The 23,209-nt window shown below is 71.6% G+C and carries 20 protein-coding genes; 9 read left to right on the top strand and 11 right to left on the bottom strand.

Translation table 11 applies throughout. The features are described from left to right. Positions 1–140 precede the first annotated feature (140 nt). The 5 genes from C1703_RS25080 to C1703_RS25060 all read left to right on the top strand — a co-directional run bounded on the left by C1703_RS25080 (position 141) and on the right by C1703_RS25060 (position 5,057). Positions 141–1,259 carry a hypothetical protein gene (locus C1703_RS25080; RefSeq protein WP_114254969.1) on the top strand — a complete coding sequence of 373 codons (1,119 nt, stop codon included), beginning with the start codon at positions 141–143 and terminating at the stop codon, positions 1,257–1,259. Between the two features lie 152 nt (positions 1,260–1,411). Continuing rightward, entirely contained in the window at positions 1,412–2,080 is a 669-nt protein-coding gene (gene msrA, locus C1703_RS25075) for a peptide-methionine (S)-S-oxide reductase MsrA (protein WP_114254968.1), read from the top strand. Positions 2,081–2,145: 65 nt separating this feature from the next. Then, positions 2,146–3,276, top strand: a complete 1,131-nt coding sequence (locus tag C1703_RS25070; protein ID WP_232840585.1) for an AI-2E family transporter — start codon at positions 2,146–2,148, stop codon at positions 3,274–3,276. 84 nt (positions 3,277–3,360) lie between these two features. After that, positions 3,361–4,050 carry a DUF4389 domain-containing protein gene (locus C1703_RS25065; RefSeq protein ID WP_114254967.1) on the top strand — a complete coding sequence of 230 codons (690 nt, stop codon included), beginning with the start codon at positions 3,361–3,363 and terminating at the stop codon, positions 4,048–4,050. An 83-nt stretch (positions 4,051–4,133) separates the two neighbouring features. Then, on the top strand, positions 4,134–5,057 hold the full coding sequence (locus C1703_RS25060) for a DUF5829 family protein (RefSeq protein WP_198678446.1): 924 nt from the start codon (positions 4,134–4,136) through the stop codon (positions 5,055–5,057). Between the two features lie 51 nt (positions 5,058–5,108). Here the strand turns inward: C1703_RS25060 and C1703_RS25055 are convergent, their stop codons facing one another. Together C1703_RS25055 and C1703_RS25050 are read right to left on the bottom strand one after the other, a co-directional pair. Beyond that, entirely contained in the window at positions 5,109–5,492 is a 384-nt protein-coding gene (locus C1703_RS25055) for a VOC family protein (RefSeq protein WP_114254965.1), read from the bottom strand. 166 nt (positions 5,493–5,658) lie between these two features. Then, positions 5,659–6,699 carry an NAD(P)-dependent alcohol dehydrogenase gene (locus C1703_RS25050; RefSeq protein ID WP_114254964.1) on the bottom strand — a complete coding sequence of 347 codons (1,041 nt, stop codon included), beginning with the start codon at positions 6,697–6,699 and terminating at the stop codon, positions 5,659–5,661. Positions 6,700–6,880: 181 nt separating this feature from the next. Between C1703_RS25050 and C1703_RS25045 the strand changes: the two genes are divergently transcribed. Next, positions 6,881–7,798, top strand: a complete 918-nt coding sequence (locus C1703_RS25045; protein WP_114254963.1) for a helix-turn-helix transcriptional regulator — start codon at positions 6,881–6,883, stop codon at positions 7,796–7,798. A gap of 21 nt (positions 7,799–7,819) precedes the next feature. On the opposite strand, the gene C1703_RS25040 is transcribed toward C1703_RS25045, so the two are convergent. The 4 genes from C1703_RS25040 to C1703_RS25020 form a co-directional block, all read right to left on the bottom strand. Further along, positions 7,820–8,590 (bottom strand): antibiotic biosynthesis monooxygenase, encoded by a 771-nt coding sequence (locus C1703_RS25040; RefSeq protein WP_114254962.1) that lies wholly within the window; start codon positions 8,588–8,590, stop codon positions 7,820–7,822. 73 nt (positions 8,591–8,663) lie between these two features. Continuing rightward, the gene (locus tag C1703_RS25035; RefSeq protein ID WP_232840584.1) at positions 8,664–11,978 is read right to left on the bottom strand and encodes a S8 family serine peptidase; all 3,315 of its coding nucleotides are present in this window, start codon (positions 11,976–11,978) and stop codon (positions 8,664–8,666) included. Positions 11,979–12,291: 313 nt separating this feature from the next. Continuing rightward, positions 12,292–13,542 (bottom strand): Ig-like domain-containing protein, encoded by a 1,251-nt coding sequence (locus C1703_RS25025; RefSeq protein WP_114257574.1) that lies wholly within the window; start codon positions 13,540–13,542, stop codon positions 12,292–12,294. A 268-nt stretch (positions 13,543–13,810) separates the two neighbouring features. Continuing rightward, positions 13,811–14,149 (bottom strand): hypothetical protein, encoded by a 339-nt coding sequence (locus C1703_RS25020; protein WP_114254960.1) that lies wholly within the window; start codon positions 14,147–14,149, stop codon positions 13,811–13,813. 109 nt (positions 14,150–14,258) lie between these two features. On the opposite strand from C1703_RS25020, the gene C1703_RS25015 reads away from it, so the two are divergent. Next, the gene (locus tag C1703_RS25015; RefSeq protein WP_198678266.1) at positions 14,259–14,573 is read left to right on the top strand and encodes a hypothetical protein; all 315 of its coding nucleotides are present in this window, start codon (positions 14,259–14,261) and stop codon (positions 14,571–14,573) included. A gap of 60 nt (positions 14,574–14,633) precedes the next feature. Here the strand turns inward: C1703_RS25015 and hutH are convergent, their stop codons facing one another. From hutH to C1703_RS25000, 3 genes are all read right to left on the bottom strand, one after another. Continuing rightward, positions 14,634–16,172, bottom strand: coding sequence for a histidine ammonia-lyase (hutH, locus tag C1703_RS25010; protein WP_114254958.1), 1,539 nt, complete (start codon positions 16,170–16,172; stop codon positions 14,634–14,636). A 107-nt stretch (positions 16,173–16,279) separates the two neighbouring features. Continuing rightward, entirely contained in the window at positions 16,280–17,428 is a 1,149-nt protein-coding gene (locus C1703_RS25005; RefSeq protein WP_198678265.1) for a sensor domain-containing diguanylate cyclase, read from the bottom strand. 268 nt (positions 17,429–17,696) lie between these two features. Further along, positions 17,697–18,497, bottom strand: a complete 801-nt coding sequence (locus C1703_RS25000) for an enoyl-CoA hydratase-related protein (protein WP_114254957.1) — start codon at positions 18,495–18,497, stop codon at positions 17,697–17,699. A 217-nt stretch (positions 18,498–18,714) separates the two neighbouring features. Between C1703_RS25000 and C1703_RS24995 the strand changes: the two genes are divergently transcribed. Next, positions 18,715–19,392: a hypothetical protein gene (locus C1703_RS24995; protein ID WP_232840583.1), complete on the top strand. Its 678-nt coding sequence runs from the start codon at positions 18,715–18,717 to the stop codon at positions 19,390–19,392. A 9-nt stretch (positions 19,393–19,401) separates the two neighbouring features. Here C1703_RS24995 and C1703_RS24990 read toward each other — a convergent pair whose 3' ends face one another. Together C1703_RS24990 and C1703_RS24985 are read right to left on the bottom strand one after the other, a co-directional pair. After that, complete coding sequence (locus C1703_RS24990) at positions 19,402–20,508, bottom strand: adenylate/guanylate cyclase domain-containing protein (protein WP_114254956.1); 1,107 nt, start codon at positions 20,506–20,508, stop codon at positions 19,402–19,404. Positions 20,509–20,623: 115 nt separating this feature from the next. Then, on the bottom strand, positions 20,624–21,490 hold the full coding sequence (locus tag C1703_RS24985; protein ID WP_114254955.1) for a biotin--[acetyl-CoA-carboxylase] ligase: 867 nt from the start codon (positions 21,488–21,490) through the stop codon (positions 20,624–20,626). A gap of 110 nt (positions 21,491–21,600) precedes the next feature. On the opposite strand from C1703_RS24985, the gene C1703_RS24980 reads away from it, so the two are divergent. Continuing rightward, entirely contained in the window at positions 21,601–23,205 is a 1,605-nt protein-coding gene (locus tag C1703_RS24980) for an acyl-CoA carboxylase subunit beta (RefSeq protein WP_114254954.1), read from the top strand. The last annotated feature ends 4 nt before the right edge of the window (positions 23,206–23,209 follow it).

Genomic DNA, 23,209 nt, shown 5'->3' with positions numbered 1-23,209 from the left:
CGCGAAGAGTGCCGGAATACGAGGTGAGCGGGGCTCCGGGACGGGTTTTCCACAGGCGGGCCCGAGCCCTGCGGCCGGGTTTTCCACAGGTTCGCGGATCAGGTTGGCCAATTGTCGGCGCGGTCTGGTTCGCTTGTTGCATGGAGATTCTCTGGGTCCTGATCGCACTGGTCATGCTGGGCTTCGTGCTGCTCCCCTTCCTTCGGCGCAGGCGCGGTGCGATCGGGCTGGTCTCGCCCGACCACCCGGACGCCGCGGACCCGGCGAACTACGGCTTCGTCCTCGAGGAGGAGCTCGACATCCGCATGCCCGGCCCGGACCAGGACCTGCTGGACGTCCTGGACGTGGTGCAGCGCACGCAGGACTACCGCGCGGCGCAGCAGCTCCTCGCGGGTACGGAGTCGGAGGGCGAGCGGCGCTGGCAGCGCGTGCAGGCCTTCGCGGGCGCGGCCTCGCTGGAGCTCGCGCGGCGCCCCGGCGGGGTGAGCGAGGCGCCGGGCGGGCAGTGGCTGCGGGTGTGGCGGGCCGAGGCGCCCAAGGACGCGGGCGGCGCGGCGGTGCACGCCGAGTTCCTGGTGCAGCAGGCGTGGCGGACGGCGACGCCCGGCACGGACGAGTTCCGGATCATCATGGAGGAGGCGAAGGCGGCGTGCGGCGACGCGGCGCTGCTGGCCCCCGGCGATCCGATCCCGTACATCGTGGAGCTGTCGGTGGCCCGCGGGCTGGGCTACTCCCAGAAGGACTTCGAGCAGCTGTGGCTGAAGATCCTGGACCGCGCCCCGAACCACATGGGGGCTCACCTGGCCGCGCTGCACTACTGGTGCGAGAAGTGGCACGGCTCGCGTGAGCAGGCGTACTCGTTCGCGGAGGCCGCGGCGGCCCGGGCCCCGCAGGGTTCCCTGCTGGCGGCGATGCCCCTCTTCGCGGTGTTCGAGCACCTCCCCGAGGTGACCCTGGTCAGCAGCTTCTGGCAGTCGGAGGTCGTCACGAAGGCGGTCCACGGCGCGCTGCACGCGGTGCACTCGGCCCGCCCCGACGACCCGATGCTGGCGCATGTGCGGCACATGCTGGTCTTCTTCCTGGTCCGCGGTGAGCGCTGGGCGGAGGCCATGAACCAGCTGGTGCGCGTCGACGGCCACGTGGGCGCCCTGCCGTGGACCCTGTCGGCCGACCCGGCGGCGGAGTTCGCGGTGTACCGGGCGCTGGCGGTGGCGGGCTACGAGGCGAACGGCGGCAACCCGGCGAGCCTGCCCCACTGAGCACGGGCGATCCTCAACGGCTCCCCCCGGCCGCAAGGACTCCCGCCCCGCCGCAAGGGCTCCCGCCGTGCCGGCCCGGGCGGAATTCCCCCCGGGCGCCGCACGTTGCAGGGGCGTCGCCCCCGTGCGGGTGTCACGCCGATTGGAGACGCATGTTCCTGCACAGCCGTACGCCCCAGCTGCCGACCCCCGAGCAGGCGCTGCCCGGCCGCCCGGAGCCGGCGTTCACGGTCCCCGACCGCCACACCGTCCTCGGCAACCCGCTGCTCGGCCCGTACCCGGAGGGCCTGGAGATCGCCGACTTCGGCCTGGGCTGCTTCTGGGGCGCCGAGCGCCGGTTCTGGCAGCTCCCGGCCGGTGTGTGGACGACCCTCGTCGGCTACCAGGGCGGTCACACGGAGAACCCGACGTACGAGGAGGTCTGCTCGGGCCTGACCGGCCACACGGAGGTCGTGCGCGTCGTCCACGACCCGCGGCGGATCTCGTACGACCGCCTCCTGAAGACGTTCTGGGAGTCGCACGACCCCACCCAGGGCTTCCGCCAGGGCAACGACGTGGGCACGCAGTACCGCTCGGCGGTCTACACCCACTCCCCCGAGCAGGAAGGCGCCGCCAAGGCCTCCCGCGCGTCGTACCAGAAGGTCCTCACGGCCTCCGGCCACGGCACCATCACCACGGAGATCGTCCCGGCGCGGGGCCGCCCCTTCTACCCGGCGGAGGGCTACCACCAGCAGTACCTGGACAAGAACCCGGCGGGCTACTGCGGCATCGGCGGCACGGGCGTGTCCTGTCCGGTCGGTGTGGCCCGGGCCGAGGGCTGACGACCGTCAGCGTGCCCGGGGGTCCGGTACGGCCCGAGCCCCCGGGGACCCACTAGGGTGCCCCCGTGACTGCGCCCCTGAGTACCTCCCGATCCCGTGCCGCGTTGCGGATATCCGCGCGGGTCTCCGCCGAGTTGCTGCTGGTGTTCGCCGGACTGGCCTTGGCGCTGTGGCTGTTGGGCCGGATGTGGTCGGTGGTGTGGCCGCTCGTCGTCGGGCTGCTGCTGACCACGCTGACCTGGCCCGTGGCCCGGTTCCTGCGGCGGCGCGGATGGCCGCCCGCGCTCGCCGCGTCGGTCGTGACCGTGCTGTTCCTGCTGGTCGCCATTGGCGTCGTGGCGTTGATCGCGGTACCGGTGGCGTCCCAGTCGGGTGAGCTGACCGACGGTGTGGTGGAGGGCATCCAGCGGCTGCGCGAGTGGGCCGCCGGGCCGCCGCTGAACATCGGGGACGCGCAGATCAACCAGGCCTTCGACAGCGCGGTCGCCCGGGCCCAGGAGGGTCTGGGCAGCATGGTGGGCGCTGTCGTCACGGGCGTGAGCACGGTGGTGAACGGCGTCGTCACCGCCGTCCTGGCCCTGTTCCTGATGTTCTTCTTCCTCAAGGACGGCCCGCGGTTCCTGCCCTGGCTCGCCCGTCAGCTGCCCGGCCGGCTCGCCACGGACGTCCCGGCCGTGTTTGCGCGCGGCTGGGCCACGCTGGGGTCCTTCGTGCGTTCCCAGGCTGCCGTCGGCCTGCTGGACGCCGTCCTGATCGGGCTGGGCCTGTGGATCCTGGGCATCCCGCTGGTGCTCCCCCTGGCGGTGCTGACCTTCGTCTCCGCGTTCGTGCCGATCATCGGCGCGCTGTTCGCCGGCTTCGTCGCGGTTCTCATCGCGCTGGTCTCCAACGGCCTGACGGACGCGCTGATCGTGCTGGCGATCATCGTCGTGGTGCAGCAGCTCGAGGGGAACGTCTTCCAGCCCATGATCCAGAGCCGGGGGCTCGGTCTCCACGCGGCCGTGGTGCTGCTGGCGGTGACGCTGGGCGGCAGTCTGGCCGGCATCGTCGGCAGCCTGCTCGCCGTACCGGTCGCCGCGCTGATCGCCGTGGTCTGGAACTACGTGCGCGAGCAGCTCGTCGAGACGGCGGAGGCACCGGGCCCCGACGATCCGGGCCCGGACGAACCGGACACGGCCGCCGCTGCTGCGTCGTAGGCGGCCGGGGCGCGCGAACGGCCCCGCCCGGATCGCGGGGCCTCTGCCCGCCTGCGATTCTGCAGGCGAAAGGAGTGCCGCCGCATGAATTCTGCCGTCGCTTCGCCCGTGCGTCTGGAGGCGTCCGTCGATTCCCGGCTGTCCCGGTGGATGTGGCTGGTGAAGTGGCTGCTCGCCGTCCCGCACTACGTCGTGCTGGTGTTCCTGTGGATCGCGTTCGCCGTCGTGACCGTGATCGCCTTCTTCGCCATCCTGTTCACCGGCCGGTACCCGCGGCCCCTCTTCGACTTCAGCGTCGGCGTGCTGCGCTGGAACTGGCGCGTCGGATACTACGCGCACACCGCGCTCGGCACCGACCGGTACCCGCCGTTCACCCTCGCCGACGTGCCCGACTACCCGGCGCACTTCGACGTCGCCTACCCGGAGCGGCTGTCCCGCGGGCTGGTGCTGGTGAAGTGGTGGCTGCTGGCGATCCCGCAGTACATCGTCGTCGCGATGTTCGTCGGGGGCGGCTGGGGCTGGGACGGGAGGGACGGCTGGCGCGGCGGCGGGGTGGTGCCCTTCCTCTCCCTCGTCGCGGTGGTCGTCCTGCTGTTCACCGCCCGCTACCCGCGGCACCTCTTCGACTTCCTGATCGGCCTCGCCCGCTGGACGGCACGCGTGACGGCCTACGCCGCGCTGCTGACCGACCAGTACCCGCCGTTCCGGCTGGACCTGGGCGGGCAGGAGTCCCCGCCCGCGCCCGCGCCGGGCTCCCCGCTGACCAAGACCTGAGCTCCCGGAGTGTCCGCTCCGGCGGCGGAATCCTCTCCTCCCGCCTTACGCTCCTTCGCATGGTTCTCAGACGAGCGTTACAGGTGATCATGGTCGTGGCCCTGGCCCTCGCGGGGGCGGTCCAGGGCACGGCGCACGCCGAGGAGGGCGCGCCGGCGGCCGGACGGCAGTCTCTGTTCTACAACCACGCCTACGGCGTGCTCGACCGCGCGACCGCCGACGCCATCGAGCACTCCTCCTACCTGCGGGAGTTCGCCCACTTCCAGGTCCGCACGACGACCGGATCCGGCGGGCAGACCTGGACGGGCCGCTATCTGATGGGCCGCGAGACCTACCTGGAGCTGTTCGGCGTGGGCGATCTGCCCGGCAAGGACGGCACCCTCGGCGCCGCCGGCCTGGCCGTGTCGACCGAGCGCGCCGGGGACCTGCCCACGGTGATCGAGCGGCTGCGGAAGCAGGGCGTCACCGACCCGATCGAGTTCCGGCAGACACGCGACTTCGGGGACGGCGTGCCCGTGCCGTGGTTCGACGCCGTGTTCACCACCGACCAGTACGACCTGTTCGGCGCCTGGGGCATGGAGTACCGGCCGGAGTACTTCGCCGACCCGCGCGGCAACACCGAGCCCGCCGCACACCCCGGTGACGTGGGCCGGGAGCGCTACCTGTCCGACGCCTACCGCGACCGTCTGATGCGGGACGTGACCGGCATCCGGCTCGCGGTGACCGCGCGGGACCTCGCCGCCACGGTGCCGTTGCTTCAGGCCGGCGGGTTCGCCGTCCGGTCGCTGCCGGGCGGGGGCGCCGTCGCGAAGGGCGGCGGCACCACCATCCGCTTCGACGTCGTGCCCCTCGACCAGGTGGGCCTGCGGCAGGTCGAGATGTCGCTGAACCGGCCGGTGCCGTACCGGCACGAGGAGCGGATCGGCCACTCGGCCCTCGTCGTCGGCCCGGGCGCCCACGCCGTATGGACGTTCGAGGAACAGGACCGGCCGAGCGCTACCGGGTAGCGCCCAGCCCCTCCCAGGTCCGCTTCTCGGCAGCGGCACGACGTACCCGGGTCAGCCGCCGCTGCCGTAGGGCCTCGTGATGATCTCCAGGCGGTGGCCGTCGGGGTCGTCGAAGTACGCTCCGCGGCCGCCGTCGTTGTGGTTGATCTCGCCCGGGCGGCTGTGGAAGGGGTCCGCCCAGTACGTCAGACCGGCCTCCTGGATGCGGGCGAAGATCTCGTCGAACTCCTCCTCCGAGACGAGGAAGGCGTAGTGCTGCGGCGTGATGGCGCCGGGGCTGTCCATGAAGTCGAGCGTCACGCCGTTGGGGATCTCGACCGGGAGGAACGGTCCGTAGGGCGGGCTCACGTCGAGCCCGAGGATGTCTGCGAGGAACCGGGCCGAGGCGCGCTTGTCGTGGGAGACGACGATGGTGTGGTTGAGCTGCACGGTCATGGTGGGCCTCCCCTGGCGGACCCCCCTGGGGCACTCCCGTCGTGTACCCCGCTCCACCGCCCTCGTGCACCAGAAGCTCCACCGCCCTCGCGCACCGGAGAATCCCGGGCGCGCGCGAGGGCCCCGGCGCGCGGCCGGGGGCCCTCGACGCATGGTTCTCGGCCGGTCAGATGGTGGCCGTGTCGATCACGAACCGGTAGCGCACGTCGCTGCCCAGCACGCGCTCGTACGCCTCGTTGATCTGGTCGCCGCGGATCAGCTCGATCTCGGCGCCCAGGCCGTGCTCGGCGCAGAAGTCCAGCATCTCCTGCGTCTCGGCGATACCGCCGATCAGGGAGCCGGCGAGGGTCTTGCCGCCGCCGATCACGGAGAAGAGGTTCAGGGAGATGGGCTCCTCGGGGGCGCCGACGTTGGCCAGCGTGCCCTCGGTCTTCAGCAGCGACAGGTAGGCACCGAAGTCCAGCGGGGCCGACACCGTGGAGACGATCAGGTCGAAGGTGCCGGCCAGCTCCTCGAAGGTCTTCGGGTCGCTGGTGGCGTAGTAGTGGTCCGCGCCCAGCTTCAGGCCGTCCTCCCGCTTGCGCAGGGACTGCGACAGCACGGTCACCTCGGCGCCGAGCGCGTGCGCGATCTTCACGCCCATGTGGCCGAGGCCGCCGAGGCCGACGATCGCGACCTTCTTGCCGGGGCCGGCGCCGAACCGCTTCAGCGGCGAGTAAAGGGTGATGCCGGCGCACAGCAGCGGCGCGGCGACGTCGAGGGGCAGGGAGTCGGGGACGCGGAGGACGAAGTTCTCGTCGACGACGACCTTCTGCGAGTAGCCGCCGTAGGTGGGCTCGCCGTCCTTGCCGATGCCGTTGTACGTCGGGACGTTGCCCTGGACGCAGTACTGCTCACGGCCGGCCTTGCAGTTCTCGCACTCGCGGCAGGAGTCGACCATGCAGCCGACGCCCACCCGGTCGCCGACGGCGAACTTCGTCACACCGGGGCCGACCTCGGCGACGACACCGGCGATCTCGTGGCCGGGGACCATCGGGAAGATCGCCTCGCCCCAGCCCTCGCGGGCCTGGTGGATGTCCGAGTGGCAGATGCCGGCGAACTTGATGTCGATCAGGACGTCGAACTCGCCGACCTGGCGGCGCTCGATGGTGGTGCGCTCCAGCGGAGCCTTGGGAGCGGGGGCGGCGTACGCAGCAACAGTGGTCATGCCGGGGGTTTCTCCTAGCAAAGTGTCTGTGCCCGGCTGCCTTCTGAATCTTCTTCCGGGCACGATCACCAGCGTGCCCGAGCCGCGCGCCTTCACCCAGACCACGCTTTTGCGTACGCACAGCGTGCGTACCACTGGCGGGGTCAGGCTGCCGTGCGTACGACCATGAATACTGGGACGCATGGACGAACAGCCCGAACCCGCACAGACGGCCGGTGGCGGCCTGGACCGGCGTGCCGAGCTCAGCGAGTTCCTGCGCACCCGGCGTGCCCGGCTGAAGCCGGAGGACGTGGGGCTGCCCGACTTCGGGCGGCGGCGGGTGCCGGGGCTGCGTCGCGAGGAGCTGGCGCAGCTGGCCGGGGTGTCCGTGGCGTACTACACGCGGCTGGAGCAGGGCAACGGGCGCAACGTCTCGGCGGAGGTGCTGGACGCGATCGCGCGCGCCCTGCGGCTGAGCGACGCCGAGCACTCACACCTGACGCACCTGGCGAAGCCGAAGCAGCACAAGAAGAAGCCGGCGGCGCGCGGTCGGCAGGTGCGGCCGGCGCTGCGGCACCTGCTGGACTCGATCGACAGCGTCCCGGCCTACATCGTCGGGCGCCGCTCGGAGATCCTGGCCTGGAACCGGATGGCCGCGGCCCTCTTCGGCGACTGGGCGGAACTGCCGGCGCCGGAGCGGAACTGGGCGCGGCTGGTGTTCCTCAGGCCCGACTACCGCGAGCTGTTCGTCGAGTGGGACCGGAAGGCGGCCGACATCGTCGGCTATCTGCGCATGGACGCGGGCTGCCACCCGGACGACCCTCAGCTGTCCGCCCTGGTGGGCGAGCTGTCGGTGAAGAGCGAGGAGTTCCGCCGCCTCTGGGCCGCCCACGACGTCAAGGAGAAGAGCTACGGCGTCAAGCGCATGCGCCACCCCCTGGTCGGCGACCTGACCCTGTCCTTCGAGACGTTCCGCCTGGTCGACGACGCCGAGCAGTCCCTGATCACGTACCACGCCGAGCCGGACTCCGCCTCTGCGGAGGCCCTGCGGCTGCTGGCGAGCTGGGGGGCGGACGCGGTGCGCTCGGGCACCGGGGCGTCGTCCGCCCCGCCGGCCTGACGGAGCACGTCCGCCCGCCCCTCACCCCTGGTACGGCGGAGCCGCTCCCCACGTCCAGGAGGGCACCGGCTGCTCCCCCGGGGGTTTCGCGCCCGGGCTCGAGAAGTGGACGGCGAGCCGGGTCCCCCACTCCACGTAGGCCACGAACGCCGAGCGGAACTCCGCGTCGGCCGGCAGGCCCGCCTCGTCGGCGGCGTCCTGGATGAGGTTCACCCACCGGCGGCGCTGGGGCTCGGTGATGTGCTTGCCCGCGTGCCGGGCGACCATGTGGCCGTGCCCGCCCTGGCTCTGCGAGTAGGCGGGCGGACCGCCGAAGACCTCGCCGAGCCACAGGGCGACGTGCTCGGCGTGCTCGGGGGCCAGCCCCGCGAACACCGGGGCCAGGAGGTCGTCCTTCAACACCTTGCCGTAGAAGACCTCGGTGAGGCGCGCGAAGGCCTCGGCGCCGCCCGCCCAGTCGTACAGCGTGGGGACGGCGGAGCCGGTGCCGCGCACGGCGGTCGGCTCGTAGTGCCCCATCTCCTCGATGTTCTCGACGTACGGGCGGATCTCGGCGAAGAAGCCGGGGAACTGTTCGGACCCGCGGAAGCCTTCGAGGTGGTCCCGCGCCGAGGTCCAGGTGATGCGCAGAACGTAGTGCTCCCGGTCCTCCGCGCAGTGCGTCAGTTCGTAGTCGACGCAGTGGGGAGACGCGGACAGGTGGGCCGCGGCGCGGCCGTAGGCGGCCAGGAACTCCGCCGAACGCTGCTCGGGGACGCGGTACCGGACGTACTCGACTGTGTGGGCCGTCATGGCACCACGGAAACACGAACCGCCCGCCGGACGCTTCTCTTCCGGCGGGCGGTTCGCTGACGGGCGCTACGGATCACTTGCCGTAGTACGCGTTGTAGATCGAGATCGTCGACTTGTTGCCCTTCTTGTCGGCGATCTTGGCGTGGAAGGAGATGGCCTTCCCCTTCTCGGGGTTCTTGACGGTGATCTTGCCGTTCTTGACGTCGAGCTTCTTCCAGGTCTTGCCGTAGTCGTACGACACGTACACCGACAGCGACTTCAGGTTGCTGCCCTTGGCCGCGCCCTCGACGGTGACCGGGACGCCGGCCGTCTTGCCGGCCGGGACCTTGCTGTCCAGGCCGGTCTTGGCCTGGAAGCGGACCGTGGAGACGGGCAGCTTCACCCGCGCGTCACCCGACGGCTTCTTGGAGCGGAAGGTGAAACTGGCGTCGATCCGGGTGGAGGCCGCCGCCACCTTGACGCTGCGCTTGACCGACGTCGTCAGCTTGTACTCGGCGTCGCCGGACGGGACCTTGAACTCCTCGCCGAACAGCGGGTCGGTGTTGGAGCCGACCTTGGTGCCGTTGCGGTAGAGGTTCGTGGCGACCGATGTGAACTCGGACGAGCCCGCGTGCCCGGAGCCGTCGGCGAACAGCGGCAGCGAGCCGTAGAGGGCGTTGCCCTTGCGGAAGACACCGAACTCGGCGTTCAGACGCGGGCCGAACACCGCCGTGTTGAAGGTCTTCGTGTACTTCTGGCCGGCCTTGAACGTCTGCGGGTCACCGAGCGTGTAGCCGGCCTCGGGGATCCAGTTGCCGTCCGCGTCCTTGCCCTTGTACTGCGTGAAGTCGAACGCCCACTGGACCTTGTCCGACGTCGAGAGGTACATCGTGCGGGTGCTCGGCAGCTTCTGCTGCACGGGGACGCCGAACGTCACGGTTTCGGGGAGCATGCCGGCGGTGAACATGTCGCCGGTCTTACCGGACGCGGCCGCACCCATTTCGTGCTTCACGGTGGCGAGTTCGCCGGCCTTGAAGTGCCGGACCTTGTCGCCCTGGATCTTCTTGACCTTGGCGGTGGTGGCCACGTTGTACTCGGCGGTGTCGCCCTTGGTCCACTGCCCGCTCCAGGTCTGGCTCAGCCCGGAGACCTCCGGACCCAGGTGGGCCATGCGCAGATCCGCGAACGAGTCGCGGGCGACACCGAAGCCGGCCGCCGGCGCGTAGCCGTACTCGATCATCGCGGACAGCGGCTTGGCCTGTGCGTCCGGCACCCTGATGTCGGCCGCCTTCGCCTTGCGGGCGTCGATCGTCAGGGTGGTGTTCCTGGTGAGCGCCAGCTTCGGCTGGACCGACCAGTCGATGCCGCCCTCGGCGGTATCCGTGTCCTGGAAGACCAAGCTGTTCAGCAGATAGGTGCCCTTGGGCAGGCGCAGGGTCGCCGTGCCGGAAGCGGCGACCGGCATCTGGAAGAAGCGGTCCTTGCCCAGGCCCTCGTAGCCCATGAGCTGGGTGTCGTAGCCGTCCGTCGGCTGCCCGTCCCTGCCGATGTGCTTGACGGTGACGTCGTAGGACTCCATCTCGCGCTGCACCGCCGCCGCCGTGCGCACCGTCTGGCCGCCGCCCGTCGCCGTCACGTACGCCGAGTACGCGCCGTCGAGCGTGCCGCCCAGCTTGGTGTTGACGGTGAACGGGACGGACGCCTTGCCGCCCGCCGGGACGGTCACCGTGGTGGCGCCGAGCTTGAAGAAGCCGGCCGGGGCGGCCTGGCCCTTCGGGTTGGTGGCGGTCGACGCCAGCTTCAGCGTGACGTCCTTGGTACCGAGGTTGCGGTACGTCAGCTCCTTGGTGACCGGCTTGTCGTCGGTGTGCGGCCACTGCTGGACGCCGAAGCTCACGGACGACGGGTCGGCGATCACGGACTGCTTGATGGCCTGGTCGACCTGGATGCGGCCCGAACCCTGCTGGAACGGCGTGTACTTGCCGCCCTTGGTGGAGCCCGTGAGGGCGCCCTTCAGCTCGGTGTACTTCCACTCGGGGTGCTGCTGCTTCAGGATCGCCGCCGCGCCCGCGACGTGCGGGGTCGCCATCGACGTACCGGAGATGGTCATGTAGCCGGCCGGCTTCTCGCCGACCTCCTGGGCTATCTGGTTGCCCGGGGCGGAGGCCGCGGTGATGTCCACGCCGGGCGCGGTCACGTCGGGCTTGAGGGCGCCGTCCATGCCGGGGCCGCGGCTGGAGAAGTCGGCGAGCTTGTCCTTGTCGTCGACCGCGCCGACGGTCAGGGCCGCGGCGGCGCTGCCCGGGGAGCCGATGGTCTGCTCGCCGAAGTCGCCCTCGTTGCCGGCGGCGATGGCGAACAGGACGCCCTTCTCCGCGGAGAGCTTGTTCACCCCCGCTTCCAGCGCGTCGATCGCGGGCGTGTCGCCGCCGCCCAGGCTCATGTTGATGACGTCGGCGCCCTCCGCGGCGGCCCACTCCATGCCGGCGAGGATCTCGGAGTCGCTGCCGAATCCGCCGTCGTCGAGGACCTTGCCGTTGAGGATCTTCGCGCCGGGCGCGACGCCCTTGTACTTGCCGCCGGACTTCTTGCCCGTGCCGGCCGCGATGGAGGCGACGTGCGTGCCGTGGCCGACCTTGTCGGTGGCGTCGGGCGAGGTGGTGAAGTTCTTGGCGCCGACGACCTGGCCCTTGAGGTCGTCGTGGGTGGCGTCGACACCGGTGTCCAGGACGGCGATCTTGACGCCCTTGCCGTCGTAGCCGGCCGACCACGCCTTGGGGGTGCCGATCTGCGGGACGGACTTGTCGAGGCTGGCCTTGCGGACGCCGTCGAGCCAGACGTGCGCGATGCCGGAGGCGGTCTTGTCGCCGTTGGTGACGGCGTCCCACAGCTCGGGCGCGTCCTGCTGCGGCGTCTGCACGGCGTCCGCGTTCAGGGACTTCAGCGAGTGGCTCAGCGTGCCCGCGTCGCGGACGTCGGCCTTGGTGGCGGCGGCGCTGCCCCGGTAGCCGACGATGACCTTCAGGCCCTCCTGCTGGGCCTTGCGGGTCGCGGACTTGTTCAGCTCGGTGACGTCGAAGAGCCGCTGGTCGAGCTTGCCGGTGGCGACCAGGCGGGCCGCGTCGGCCGGGATCACGAGGGTGTGGCCGTCGAACTTGCGGACCTGGACGGGAATGCCCTCACGGCCCTTCGCCCGCTCCAGGCCGATGACACGGCCCTTGGCGTCGAGGGCGACCCGGTCGCCGGTGATCAGCGTGATGTGGTGCTTGGCGGTGAGCGAGGCCGGCTTGGACGCCGCGGCCGTCCGCTCGCCGTCGGCCGACGCCGGGCTGGTCATACCCGCCGCCAGGGCCACGGCTGCCGCTGTGGCGACCGTGGCCGCGTACGCCCTTTTCACTCGTCTGCGCAAGTTTCCCCCTTGCAGAAGTACCGGGCGAATTCCCCGTTCACCCGGCCGGGGGTGGTCTCGCACGCATACGCGTACACCCCCCGGAATAGGCAGTATGCCGAGGGGTGATCAGGTGCTCAATAGATGAGAAGAAGCTGAGAATTTCGTCGGCCGACTGTTACACGGCCGCCGGAACGCCGTTACAGGGTTGGGCAATTACGCACGCGTGTTCTCCTTGACAGGGGGATGCCCGGCACACGCCCGACGAACGACGATGCCGCCGCCCGCCCGTGAAGGGCGAACGGCGGCATCGGGTCGTGGACCGGGGGAGCCGTCAGACGGCCGAACCCGCCTTCCACTGCGTCCAGTTCATGTTCCAGCCGTTGAGGCCGTTGTCCGGGGCGATGGTCTTGTCGCCGGTGTTCTCGACGACGACCACGTCACCGATGATCGAGTTGTTGTAGAACCAGGCACCCGGGGTGTTCGGGTCGTTCGCGCCCTTGGCGTCCTGGAGCCCCACACAGCCGTGGCTGGTGTTCACGCTGCCGAAGATGGACTTCGCGCCCCAGTAGTTGCCGTGGATGAACGTGCCCGAGCTGGAGAGGCGGATGGCGTGCGGCACGTCCTTGATGTCGTACTCGCCCTTGCCGTCGTCGTCCGTGAAGCCCACGGTCGCGCCGTTCATGCGCGTCTCCTTGAACTTCTCGGACATCACCATGATGCCCTGGTAGGTCTTGTTCTCCGGCGAGCCGGCGGAGATCGGGATGGTCCGCACGACCTTGCCGTCCTGCGTGACCTTCATCTGCTTGGTCTTCGCGTCGACGTAGGAGATCTGGTTGCGGCCGATCTTGAAGGTGACCGTCTTCTGCTGGACGCCGTAGACGCCCTCGGCGCCCTCGACACCGTCGAGCGCGAGCTTCAGCGTGACGGTGGAGCCTTCCTTCCAGTAGTCCTGGGGCCGGCAGTCCATGCGGTTGGCGTTGAACCAGTGGCAGGCGACCTCCTGGCCGCTGGTCGTGCTGACCTTGATGCCCTTCTGGACGGCCGCCTTGTTGGTGATCGCCTTGTCGAAGTTGATCGAGACCGGCATGCCGACGCCGACGGTGGTGCCGTCGTCCGGGGTGAAGTTGCCGATGAAGCTGTTGGCCGGGGAGACCGTGGTGAACGAGGCGTTCTCGTGGGCGACGCGACCGTCGGAGTCCTTCGCCTCCGCCGACAGCTTGTAGGTGGTGGAGCGCTCCAGCTGCGTGCTGGGCTTCCAGCTGGTCTTGTCGGCGGATATCTGGCCGCTCACCTCCGTGCCGTCGGAGGTGGTCATCTTCACGTTCGTGAGCGTGCCCTTGCTCACCGTGACGGCCGCGGAGTTGTTGATCGAGGCGTTGTCCGAGCCGTCCTTGGGTGTGATCTTGATCTGGGCCTCGGAGGTCTTCTTGGCCGCGGCCTCGTCGACCTTCGACTGGGAGCTGTCGCCGCCGTCGCCGCCCGAGGCGTTGTCGTCGCCGCCGGAACACGCCGAGAGCACCAGCACTCCGCCGAGCAGTGCGGACGCGACCGTCAGGCCCCTGCGCCGCTTACTGACCGTCATCACACGCTTCTCCATCGTTGCCGATTTCCCCAAAACCCCGAGTGTCCCCGTCAAGAATCCAAGTGCCCCCGTCAGGACTCACGAGTCCTCGTCGAGAACCTTCAACGCTACGACCGGTTCGTCCGGTTCCGCAGGTGACCCAGGTGTGGGGATCACCACGTCCGCGGCGGACGGTGCCGGACGACGCGGCTGCGGTCGATGCGCCCCGTGAGACGCGAAGACCCCGGACGGCGGTTGCCGCCCGGGGTCACCAGTTTCCCCAACAGCCTCAGCGGTCGCCGTCCTCGTCGTCCACCACATCATCCTCGTCGAGGTCCCAGTCCGGCGAATCGGGGTCGTAGTCGATCCGTTCGCTGCTCCAGGAGGCCTGCTGGAGCTCCACCCCCGGGACCTGGCTGACCAGGTCGAACGGGTCGACGAGGTACGCGAGGGCCTCCGCGGTGTCTTCCGTCACAGCGCTCTCGGCGTGGGTCCGTTCCGCCGCGGGCATCCCGGCGTCGTCGGCGAGACGGCGCAGGGCGGACTTGGTGACGGCGTCGGCGTCCTCGACTTCGAGAACGACCTCCACGCGAACCCGGACAAACCGTGATGTCTCTGGAGTGCTCATGGCGGGAGCGTACGGCCAAGAGCTCCTGTGACTTTCCTGTGACCCGCGCCTTTCACTAACATCGCCCCACACGGCCAATTCGCCGACGCCACAAGGGGATCGATATTCCGTGTCATCCGCTCGCCGTCCGTTGCTGACCGCCACCGCCGCGGCGACCCTGCTGGGCGCCCTGTGGTTCGTCCCGTCCGCCAACGCGACGTCGGACACCCCGGTGAGAGACGCGGTCGAGACGAGCCCGTCGCCGCTGGTCACGGAGCAGGCGCGGATCGCCGCCACGACCGCCGACGACTCCGTCACCGGCACCCGGCTGGCCGACACCGGCAGCTTCGACAGCACGCCGTACGTGATCGGCGGGACGGTCTGCCTCACGCTGGGCGCCGGGTTCGTGGTGTATTCCGTCCGCCGGGAACGGCTGGGTTTCTGACCGCAGTTCACGAGGGGCCCCGCCGGTCGGCGAGGCCCCTCCTGTCCTGCGTGCTGAGCCCTACTGGAGCGGGCCGGTGACGCTCTCCACCGCGGACAGCAGCCGTCCCTCGCGCACGAACGCGTCCGCCGCGGCCAGGTCGGGCGCCAGGAACCGGTCGGGTCCGGGACCCTGGACCCCCGCGTCGCGCAGGGCGTCGATGACCGCCCGCGACGCGGGCGCCGGGGTCAGCCCCTCGCGCAGTTCGATCGCGCGCGTGGCGGCGTACAGCTCGACGGCCAGGACCCGGGCGAGGTTGTCGACGGCCGTGCGCAGCTTGCGCGCCGCCGACCAGCCCATCGAGACGTGGTCCTCCTGCATGGCGGAGGACGGGATCGAGTCGGCGGACGCCGGTACGGCGAGCCGCTTCAGCTCGCTCACCAGCGCGGCCTGCGTGTACTGAGCGATCATCAGGCCCGAGTCCACACCGGCGTCGTCGGCGAGGAACGGCGGCAGGCCGTGGCTGCGGTTCTTGTCGAGCAGCCGGTCGGTGCGCCGCTCGGCGATGGAGCCGAGGTCGGCGGCGGCGATGGCGAGGAAGTCCAGCACGTAGGCGACGGGCGCCCCGTGGAAGTTGCCGTTGGACTCCACGCGCCCGTCGGGCAGCACGACGGGGTTGTCCACGGCCGAGGCCAGCTCGCGCTCGGCGACGAGCCGGGCATGGGCCATGGTGTCCCGCCCGGCCCCGGCGACCTGCGGGGCGCAGCGCACCGAGTAGGCGTCCTGCACGCGCGGCGCGTCGTCCTGGTGATGCCCGGTCAGGCCCGAGCCCTTCAGCACGGCCAGCATGTTGGCGGCGCTGGCGGCCTGCCCCGGGTGCGGCCGGATGGCGTGCAGCTCGGGGGCGAGGACCTTGTCGGTGCCGAGCAGGGCCTCCAGGGACAGGGCGGCCGTGACGTCGGCGGACCGGTACAGCGTCTCCAGGTCGGCCAGGGCCATCACCAGCATGCCGAGCATGCCGTCGGTGCCGTTGAGGAGGGCGAGGCCCTCCTTCTCGCGCAGTTCGACCGGCTGGATGCCGTGCGCGGCGAGCAGTTCGGCGGCCGGGCGCACGGTGCCGTCGGGGCCCTCGGCGTCCCCCTCGCCCATGAGCGTCAGCGCGCAGTGGGACAGCGGCGCGAGGTCGCCGGAGCAGCCGAGGCTGCCGTACTCGTGCACGACCGGGGTGATGCCGGCGTTGAGGAGGTCCGCCATGGTCCGCGCGACCTCGGGCCGGACGCCGGTGTGCCCGGAGCAGACGGTCTTCAGCCGCAGGAACATCAGGGCGCGGACGACCTCCCGCTCGACCCGCGGTCCCATCCCGGCGGCGTGCGAGCGGACGATGTTGCGCTGGAGCTGCGCGCGCAGGTCCGGGCTGATGTGCCGGGTCGCCAGGGCGCCGAAGCCGGTGCTCACGCCGTACACGGGGTCCGGCTTGGCCGCCAGCGCGTCCACGATCTCGCGGGCCGCGGCGAGGGCGGCCACGGCCTCCTCGGAGAGCTCGACCCGGGCACCGGCGCGCGCCACGGCGAGCACGTCGGACGCGGTCACCCCGGACGTCCCCACCACCACAGTGTGCATATCCATATTCAGGAGCGTACGCAGTGAATTCGATGATGTCACCACTGGGGGCGGGGTTCACCCCTTACTGATACGTCACACCGATACGTCATACCGCCCGGGCGGCTTCAGGGCGCGTGCCGGCCGCGGAACCGCCGCCGCTCGCCGTCGGCCTCCTGGGACGGCTCGTCCGCGAGCCGCACCACGGGATCGTCGGGCCCGGCCCGGCCGGCCACCACCGGCCGGGCCGCCCGCTCGGCCTTGGCCCGGTACTGGGCGGCATCGGCGAGCCGGAACAGCCGGCGGGCGGAGCGCACGGGCCCGATCGGATCCTCGGTGGACGCGACACCGCAGGCCACACCGTCCCCGAGCTCCAACTCGGCGGCCCGGCGGCACAGTTCGCCAGCCGCCTTCACGACCTGGTCGGCGGGCGGCCCGACGGCGAGCAGACAGAACTCGTCCCCGCCGAGCCGGGCGGCCAGGGCCCCCGGCAGCATGGCCCCGCACAGCGACAGCACCGAGCCGAAACGCTCCAGGAGCCGGTCGCCGACGGCGTGCCCGTGGGTGTCGTTGACCCGCTTGAGCCCGTTGAGATCGCAGACGACCAGACTGACGACGGCTCCGTCCCTGCGGTGCCGCTCGATCGCCTGCTCCAGGCGGACGTCCACGGCACGGCGGTTGGCGAGCCCGGTGAGGGCGTCGGTGTACGCGAGGCGGCGGGCCTCCTCCAGCCGCTCGGTCTGGGCGATGCCGGCGGCCACGACGGAGGCGAGGACGGTGGCGAAGTCGGCGTCGGCCCGCTCGAAGACGGGTTCACCGGCCGGCCTGGCCACGTACAGCTCGCCCCAGGCCCTGCCGTGCAGCACGATCGGCGCGACCACGCAGCAGCCGCGGCCCCGGCGGCGCAGGGCGGCGACACGCTGGTGGCAGTAGCCGGGCTGCCCGGCGGCGGGCCCCTCGGCGGTCTCCACCCACGCGTCCGGCTCCCCGCCACCGGCCCACTGCTCGTGCAGGAACTCGGTGATCTCCGCGAACTGGTGCACCGGATAGGCCTCGTCCTCGGGGAACTCCTCCTCCCCCTCGGCCAGCTCGCCGACGTTCACGAGGACCTTCAGCCGCCCGAGCTCCCGCTCCCACACCGACAGCGCGGCGAAGCTCCCGCCCAGCGCCCGGCAGGCCCCGGCAGCCGCGGCCCGCCACGCCTCACGCGACCCGTGCGCCGCCGCCATCCCCTGAGCCAACGCGACGACGGCCGCGAGCCGTCTGTCCTCACCCATCACTCCAGGCTAGGGAGTTTCCAGCCAGACTGACCTGTTTACGACGCGAACGAGGACGTGATTCGAGGACGGACTCAGCCGCGGGCCATCGTGCCTCCCCCAGCGCCCCAAGGGCCTGGGAGGTACCCCCATGGGCGGCACGGGTGGGCGCGGTGGTCCCCCCTGCTCGAGCGAAGCCGGGAGCTTGGGGGAGGCACCCCGCCCCGCCGGGCCGCGGACCCACCCGGCCCCAGCACCCCCGCCGAGCACCTGACCACGAACCCTCAGCTCACTCGCCCGGCCACTCCGGCCTCCGCTTCTCGTTGAACGCCGCAACCCCCTCCGCCCGGTCCCCGGAGAACGCCACCGCCCGCCACGCCGCGTCCTCCACCTCCAGCCCGGCCCGCAGATCCAGCCCCTGCCCGAGCCGCAACGCCCGCTTCGCCGCCCGCAACCCCACCGGCGAGTTCCCGGCGATCCGCGCCGCCAGCGCCAACGCCTCCTCCCGGTCCCGCCCGGCCTCCACCACCTGGTCGACCAGCCCCAACTCGCCCGCCTCCACGGCCTCCACCCGCCGCGCCGAGAAGATCAGCTCAGCGGCCCGGGCCGCTCCCACCCGCCGCGGCAGCAACTGCGTACCGCCACCCCCGGGGATCACCCCCACCGACACCTCCGGCAGGCCCACCACCGCCGTACGGTCCGCCACGATCACGTCACAGGCCAGCGCCAGCTCGAACCCGCCGCCCAGCGCGAACCCGTGCACCGCCGCCACCGTCGGCACCGGCAGCTCCAGCACCCCGGTGTACGCCCCCCGCGTCACCGGCCGCTGCCGCAGCAGCTCCGCGTCGCTGAACGAGTTGCGCTCCTTCAGATCGGCCCCGACGCAGAACGCCCGCTCATGCGTCGAGGTCAGCACCACCACCCGTACGTCCCGGTCCTCCCCCAGCGCCGCGCACGCCCCGGCCACACACCGCGCCATCTCCGTCGACACGGCGTTCATGGCCTTGGGCCGGTCGAGGACGAGCTCCGCGACATGCCCCTGCTCATGCCGCCGCACCAGCACGAACTCCCCGAACCGTTCCTCACTCATGACACCCTCCGGTTAACGCGGGTTAACAACATCGCCGTTCCGATCATCGCAGCCGCACCCCACCCGCGAAAGAGCGGACGCGTCCGGTTCCCGCGCCCACCGCCCGCCCACCCGTTCGAGTGACATCCCCCCAACTCGGGCCCGACCGCCCATCGGAGCGCATACCGTGCGTCAGCCACGGCGCACTGGGGGCGCGTGCGCATCGGGAGGGACCGTGATGACGACGAACACGCCGGCGACGCCGCGACGGAACACCGGGGCCGCCACGGCACCCCGCCGACCGGAGCCGGCCAGGCCCGGCGAACCGGCCCCGGCGGAACCCGATTCCTTCGCCCCCCGCGTCCGCGGCCGGCACCGCAAGCCCCGTCCCCGCAAGGTCCTGCTCGCCGCCGGCGGCCTCGCCCTGGCCGCGGGTGCCCTGAGCCTCGTACGCCTGGTCTCAGGGCCGGGCACCGACAGCGTCGGCACCGTCGAGGCCGAGCCGCGCCCGGACCCGGTCCCCACCGGCACGGACGAGACCGCCGACACCGCGGCGAGCTTCCCGGCCGCCCCCGAGGCCGGCCCGTCGTCACCCGCCGCCCTGGGCGGCCTGACCCCGTCACCGGCCGCCGCCGGACCGGCCGCCTCCCGCGCCCCGGCCACCACGACCGACGCCCGCCGGACGGACCGGACGCCCAGGGCCGCCGCGCCCAGCGCCACGTCCCTCCCCGACACCCCGAACGCCCCGGCGCCGGCCCCCACGGCGGACACCCCGCGCCCGGCCCCGACCCCGGCGCCGAGCCGGACCGCACCCGCCCCGGCCCCCGAGCCCGGCGCCCCGAAGCAGCCGCAGGACCCGGGCCTGTGCGTGCCGGTCATCGGCCTGTGCGTGGACACACCGGGCGACCGCGACTGAGCGGGGCCCTTACGACCGCCCGTCCCGCCGCGTGAGCAGCCACGGCTCCACGACGCCGAGCCCACGCACGGGCCGCTGCCACATCGGCTGCAGCGCGAACCGGTACACGGGCGGGTCCTCGCCCTCCTTCTCCGCCGCCGCGGCCTCCTCGGCCGCCTCCGCCTCCGAGGCCGGGGCGTCCTGCGTGCGGATCAGCTCCTCGGCGAAGGCCGTGTCGACGAGGACGGCGTCCTTCGGAGCTATCGAGGTGAGCCGGGAGGCCAGGTTCACGGTCGTACCGAAGACATCACCCATACGGGTGGTCACCGTGCCGAACGCCATGCCGACGCGCAGCTCCGGCATCGTCTCGTCGTGCGCCATGGTCTCGATCAGCCGCAGGGCGATCTCGGCGGCCGTGCCGGCGTCGTCGGCGGCGTACAGCACCTCGTCGCCGAGGGTCTTGATCAGCCGTCCGCCGTTCGCGGCCACCAGGTCGGCGGCCGTGGTCTCGAAGGCCTCGACCAGCTCGCCGAGCTCCTCCTCCTCCATCCGCCGGGTCAGCCGCGTGAACCCGACCAGGTCGGCGAAGCCGACGGCCAGCCGCCGGTCGACCATCTCCTCGTCGTCGGCGGCCTGCACGACCCGTCCGGCCGAGGCCGCGAGCTGGCGGCGCCAGACGTAGACCAGGAACTCCTCCAGCTCGGGCAGGAGCAGCTCGACGATCGGGTACGTGACCTCGGTGCGGGTCATGCCCGGTTCCGGCGGCTCGGTCAGGCCCTCGAGGAAGGAGTCGATCTGCCACTCGGCGAGCCGCGCGGTGGTCTGCCCGGTGGACCGGGCCACCTGGACGGCCATCGCCTCGCTCAGCAGCCCGGCCTCGACGAGACCGGCCAGGCGCCGCAGGGCGAGGACGTCCGCCTCCGTGAGGGCCTTGGCCTGCCCGATGTCGGCGAAGCCCATCGCCCGCCAGAAGCGGGAGGCGAGTTCCATGGAGACGCCGGCGCTGCGGGCCGCCTGGAACGGGGTGTAGCGGCGCTCGGCGCCCAGGATGAGCTGTTCCAGCCGCAGGGCGAGCGGATCCTCGCCGGGGTCGGCGCCCTGCGCGTCCGTGCCGGAGCCCGAGTCGTCGACGGTCACGCGTGCTGCCCTTCCGATCTGTCACGGTCATGTATCGACCGGCCTCAACTCTACGGCAGGTGTGCGCCAGCTCACTCCGTTGGTTCTGCCGACGGGTGAGACACCCGGCCCGGGCTCAAGCGGGCCGCAAGTGAACGATGTCCCCCGCCCCGACCGGCTCCTGCACCCCCTCGCCCGTGGCCAGCACCAACCGCCCGTCCCCGTCCACCGCAACGGCCTCCCCCACGACCGCCCGATCCCCCGGCAGCTCCGCCCGCACCACCCTCCCGAGCGTCGCGCACCCCGCCGCATACGCCTCCTGCAACCCGCTCACCCCCGGGTCACCCCCCGCCGCACGCCACTTCCCGTACCACTCCTCCAGAGAACGCAGCACACCCCGCAGCAACGGATCCCGGTCCGTGCTCACGGCCCCGGCCAGCCCCAGCGACCCCGCCGTCGGCACGGGCAGCTCGTCCGCCTTGAGCGAGACGTTGATGCCGACCCCGATCACGACCCCGTCGTCACCGGCCCGCTCGGCGAGGATCCCCCCGGCCTTGCGTTCCTCTCCCCCCACGGTGACCAGCAGGTCGTTCGGCCACTTCAGCGCCGTGTCGACACCCGCCGCACGCGCCAGCCCCGTCGCCACCGCGACACCCGTGAGCAGCGGCAGCCACCCCCACCGCGCCACCGGCACCTCACCCGGCGTGAGCAGCACGGAGAAGAAGAGGCCGGAGCGCGGCGGCGCGGTCCACTGCCGGTCGAGGCGCCCCCGCCCGGCCGTCTGCTCCTCGGCGACGAGCACCGCTCCCTCGACGGCCTTGCCCTCGGCCGCCCGGGCCACCAGATCGGAGTTGGTGGAGCCGGTGCGCTGGACCACCTCCACCTCCGACCACAGCCCTCCCTCCCGCACCAGTCCCCGGCGCAGGGCGGTGACGTTGAGGGGCGGCCGGTCCAGGTCGGACCAGCGGCTTCCGTTCGGCTCTGATGCATCTCGCGGCGTCATGCAAGCCACCCTAGGTGTGGTAAACGCCGCACTGCCGATACGGAGGGCCCCCACTACTCTACGGATGAGTAACCGTCCCCCCTTTTGAGCAGGCAGGGAGCCGCATCCCGATGTCCGAGCCGGAAGAGCAGCAGCAGCCTGACATTCACACGACCGCGGGCAAACTCGCGGATCTCAAGCGCCGCATCGATGAGGCGACGCACGCCGGCTCCGCACGCGCCGTCGAGAAGCAGCACGCCAAGGGCAAGCTGACGGCCCGTGAGCGGATCGAGCTCCTGCTCGACGAGGGCTCGTTCGTCGAGCTCGACGAGTTCGCCCGGCACCGCTCCACCCACTTCGGCCTCGACAAGAACCGCCCCTACGGCGACGGCGTCGTCACCGGGTACGGCACCGTCGACGGCCGCCCGGTCGCCGTGTTCTCGCAGGACTTCACCGTCTTCGGCGGCGCGCTGGGCGAGGTCTACGGGCAGAAGATCGTCAAGGTCATGGACTTCGCGCTGAAGACCGGCTGCCCGGTCATCGGCATCAACGACTCCGGCGGCGCCCGCATCCAGGAGGGCGTGGCCTCCCTCGGCGCCTACGGCGAGATCTTCCGCCGCAACACCCACGCCTCCGGCGTCATCCCGCAGATCAGCCTGGTCGTCGGGCCGTGCGCGGGCGGCGCGGTCTACTCCCCGGCCATCACCGACTTCACGGTCATGGTCGACCAGACCTCGCACATGTTCATCACCGGCCCCGACGTCATCAAGACCGTCACCGGCGAGGACGTCGGCTTCGAGGAGCTGGGCGGCGCCCGCACCCACAACGCGACCTCCGGCGTGGCCCACCACATGGCGGGCGACGAGAAGGACGCGATCGAGTACATCAAGCAACTGCTGTCGTACCTGCCGTCCAACAACCTCTCCGAGCCGCCGGCCTTCCCCGAGGAGGCCGACCTGGAGGTCACGGACGAGGACCGCGAGCTGGACACGATCGTCCCGGACAGCGCGAACCAGCCGTACGACATGCACGCGGTGATCGAGCACGTCCTGGACGACGCCGAGTTCTTCGAGACGCAGCCGCTGTACGCGCCGAACATCGTCACCGGCTTCGGCCGGGTCGAGGGCCGGCCGGTCGGCATCGTCGCCAACCAGCCGATGCAGTTCGCCGGCTGCCTGGACATCAAGGCCAGCGAGAAGGCGGCCCGCTTCGTGCGGACCTGCGACGCCTTCAACGTGCCGGTGCTCACCTTCGTCGACGTCCCCGGCTTCCTGCCCGGCGTCGACCAGGAGCACGACGGCATCATCCGCCGCGGCGCCAAGCTGATCTACGCCTACGCCGAGGCGACCGTCCCGCTCATCACGGTCATCACCCGCAAGGCCTTCGGCGGCGCCTACGACGTCATGGGCTCCAAGCACCTCGGCGCGGACCTCAACCTGGCCTGGCCCACCGCCCAGATCGCCGTCATGGGCGCCCAGGGCGCGGTCAACATCCTGCACCGCCGCACCCTGGCCGAGGCCGAGGCCGCCGGGGAGGACCTGGAGGCGGTCCGGGCCCGGCTGATCCAGGAGTACGAGGACACCCTGCTCAACCCCTACGTCGCGGCCGAGCGCGGCTACGTCGACGCGGTGATCCTGCCGTCCGACACCCGCCGGCACGTCGTGCGGGGCCTGCGTCAACTGCGCACGAAGCGGGAATCCCTGCCTCCGAAGAAGCACGGCAACATCCCCCTCTAACCAC

The sequence above is a fragment of the Streptomyces sp. Go-475 genome (assembly GCF_003330845.1).
Classification (GTDB): domain Bacteria; phylum Actinomycetota; class Actinomycetes; order Streptomycetales; family Streptomycetaceae; genus Streptomyces.
This window is presented reverse-complemented; position numbering and strand designations above follow the sequence as displayed.

What these genes read in the sequence shown, in the direction of transcription:
- C1703_RS25080 (WP_114254969.1), top strand. Translation starts at nt 141, where the DNA reads ATGGAGATTCTCTGGGTCCTGATCGCACTGGTCATGCTGGGCTTCGTG.
- msrA (WP_114254968.1), top strand. Translation starts at nt 1,412, where the DNA reads ATGTTCCTGCACAGCCGTACGCCCCAGCTGCCGACCCCCGAGCAGGCG.
- C1703_RS25065 (WP_114254967.1), top strand. Translation starts at nt 3,361, where the DNA reads ATGAATTCTGCCGTCGCTTCGCCCGTGCGTCTGGAGGCGTCCGTCGAT.
- C1703_RS25055 (WP_114254965.1), bottom strand. Translation starts at nt 5,492, where the DNA reads ATGACCGTGCAGCTCAACCACACCATCGTCGTCTCCCACGACAAGCGC.
- C1703_RS25050 (WP_114254964.1), bottom strand. Translation starts at nt 6,699, where the DNA reads ATGACCACTGTTGCTGCGTACGCCGCCCCCGCTCCCAAGGCTCCGCTG.
- C1703_RS25045 (WP_114254963.1), top strand. Translation starts at nt 6,881, where the DNA reads ATGGACGAACAGCCCGAACCCGCACAGACGGCCGGTGGCGGCCTGGAC.
- C1703_RS25040 (WP_114254962.1), bottom strand. Translation starts at nt 8,590, where the DNA reads ATGACGGCCCACACAGTCGAGTACGTCCGGTACCGCGTCCCCGAGCAG.
- C1703_RS25025 (WP_114257574.1), bottom strand. Translation starts at nt 13,542, where the DNA reads ATGACGGTCAGTAAGCGGCGCAGGGGCCTGACGGTCGCGTCCGCACTG.
- C1703_RS25020 (WP_114254960.1), bottom strand. Translation starts at nt 14,149, where the DNA reads ATGAGCACTCCAGAGACATCACGGTTTGTCCGGGTTCGCGTGGAGGTC.
- hutH (WP_114254958.1), bottom strand. Translation starts at nt 16,172, where the DNA reads ATGCACACTGTGGTGGTGGGGACGTCCGGGGTGACCGCGTCCGACGTG.
- C1703_RS25005 (WP_198678265.1), bottom strand. Translation starts at nt 17,428, where the DNA reads ATGGGTGAGGACAGACGGCTCGCGGCCGTCGTCGCGTTGGCTCAGGGG.
- C1703_RS25000 (WP_114254957.1), bottom strand. Translation starts at nt 18,497, where the DNA reads ATGAGTGAGGAACGGTTCGGGGAGTTCGTGCTGGTGCGGCGGCATGAG.
- C1703_RS24995 (WP_232840583.1), top strand. Translation starts at nt 18,715, where the DNA reads ATGACGACGAACACGCCGGCGACGCCGCGACGGAACACCGGGGCCGCC.
- C1703_RS24985 (WP_114254955.1), bottom strand. Translation starts at nt 21,490, where the DNA reads ATGACGCCGCGAGATGCATCAGAGCCGAACGGAAGCCGCTGGTCCGAC.
- C1703_RS24980 (WP_114254954.1), top strand. Translation starts at nt 21,601, where the DNA reads ATGTCCGAGCCGGAAGAGCAGCAGCAGCCTGACATTCACACGACCGCG.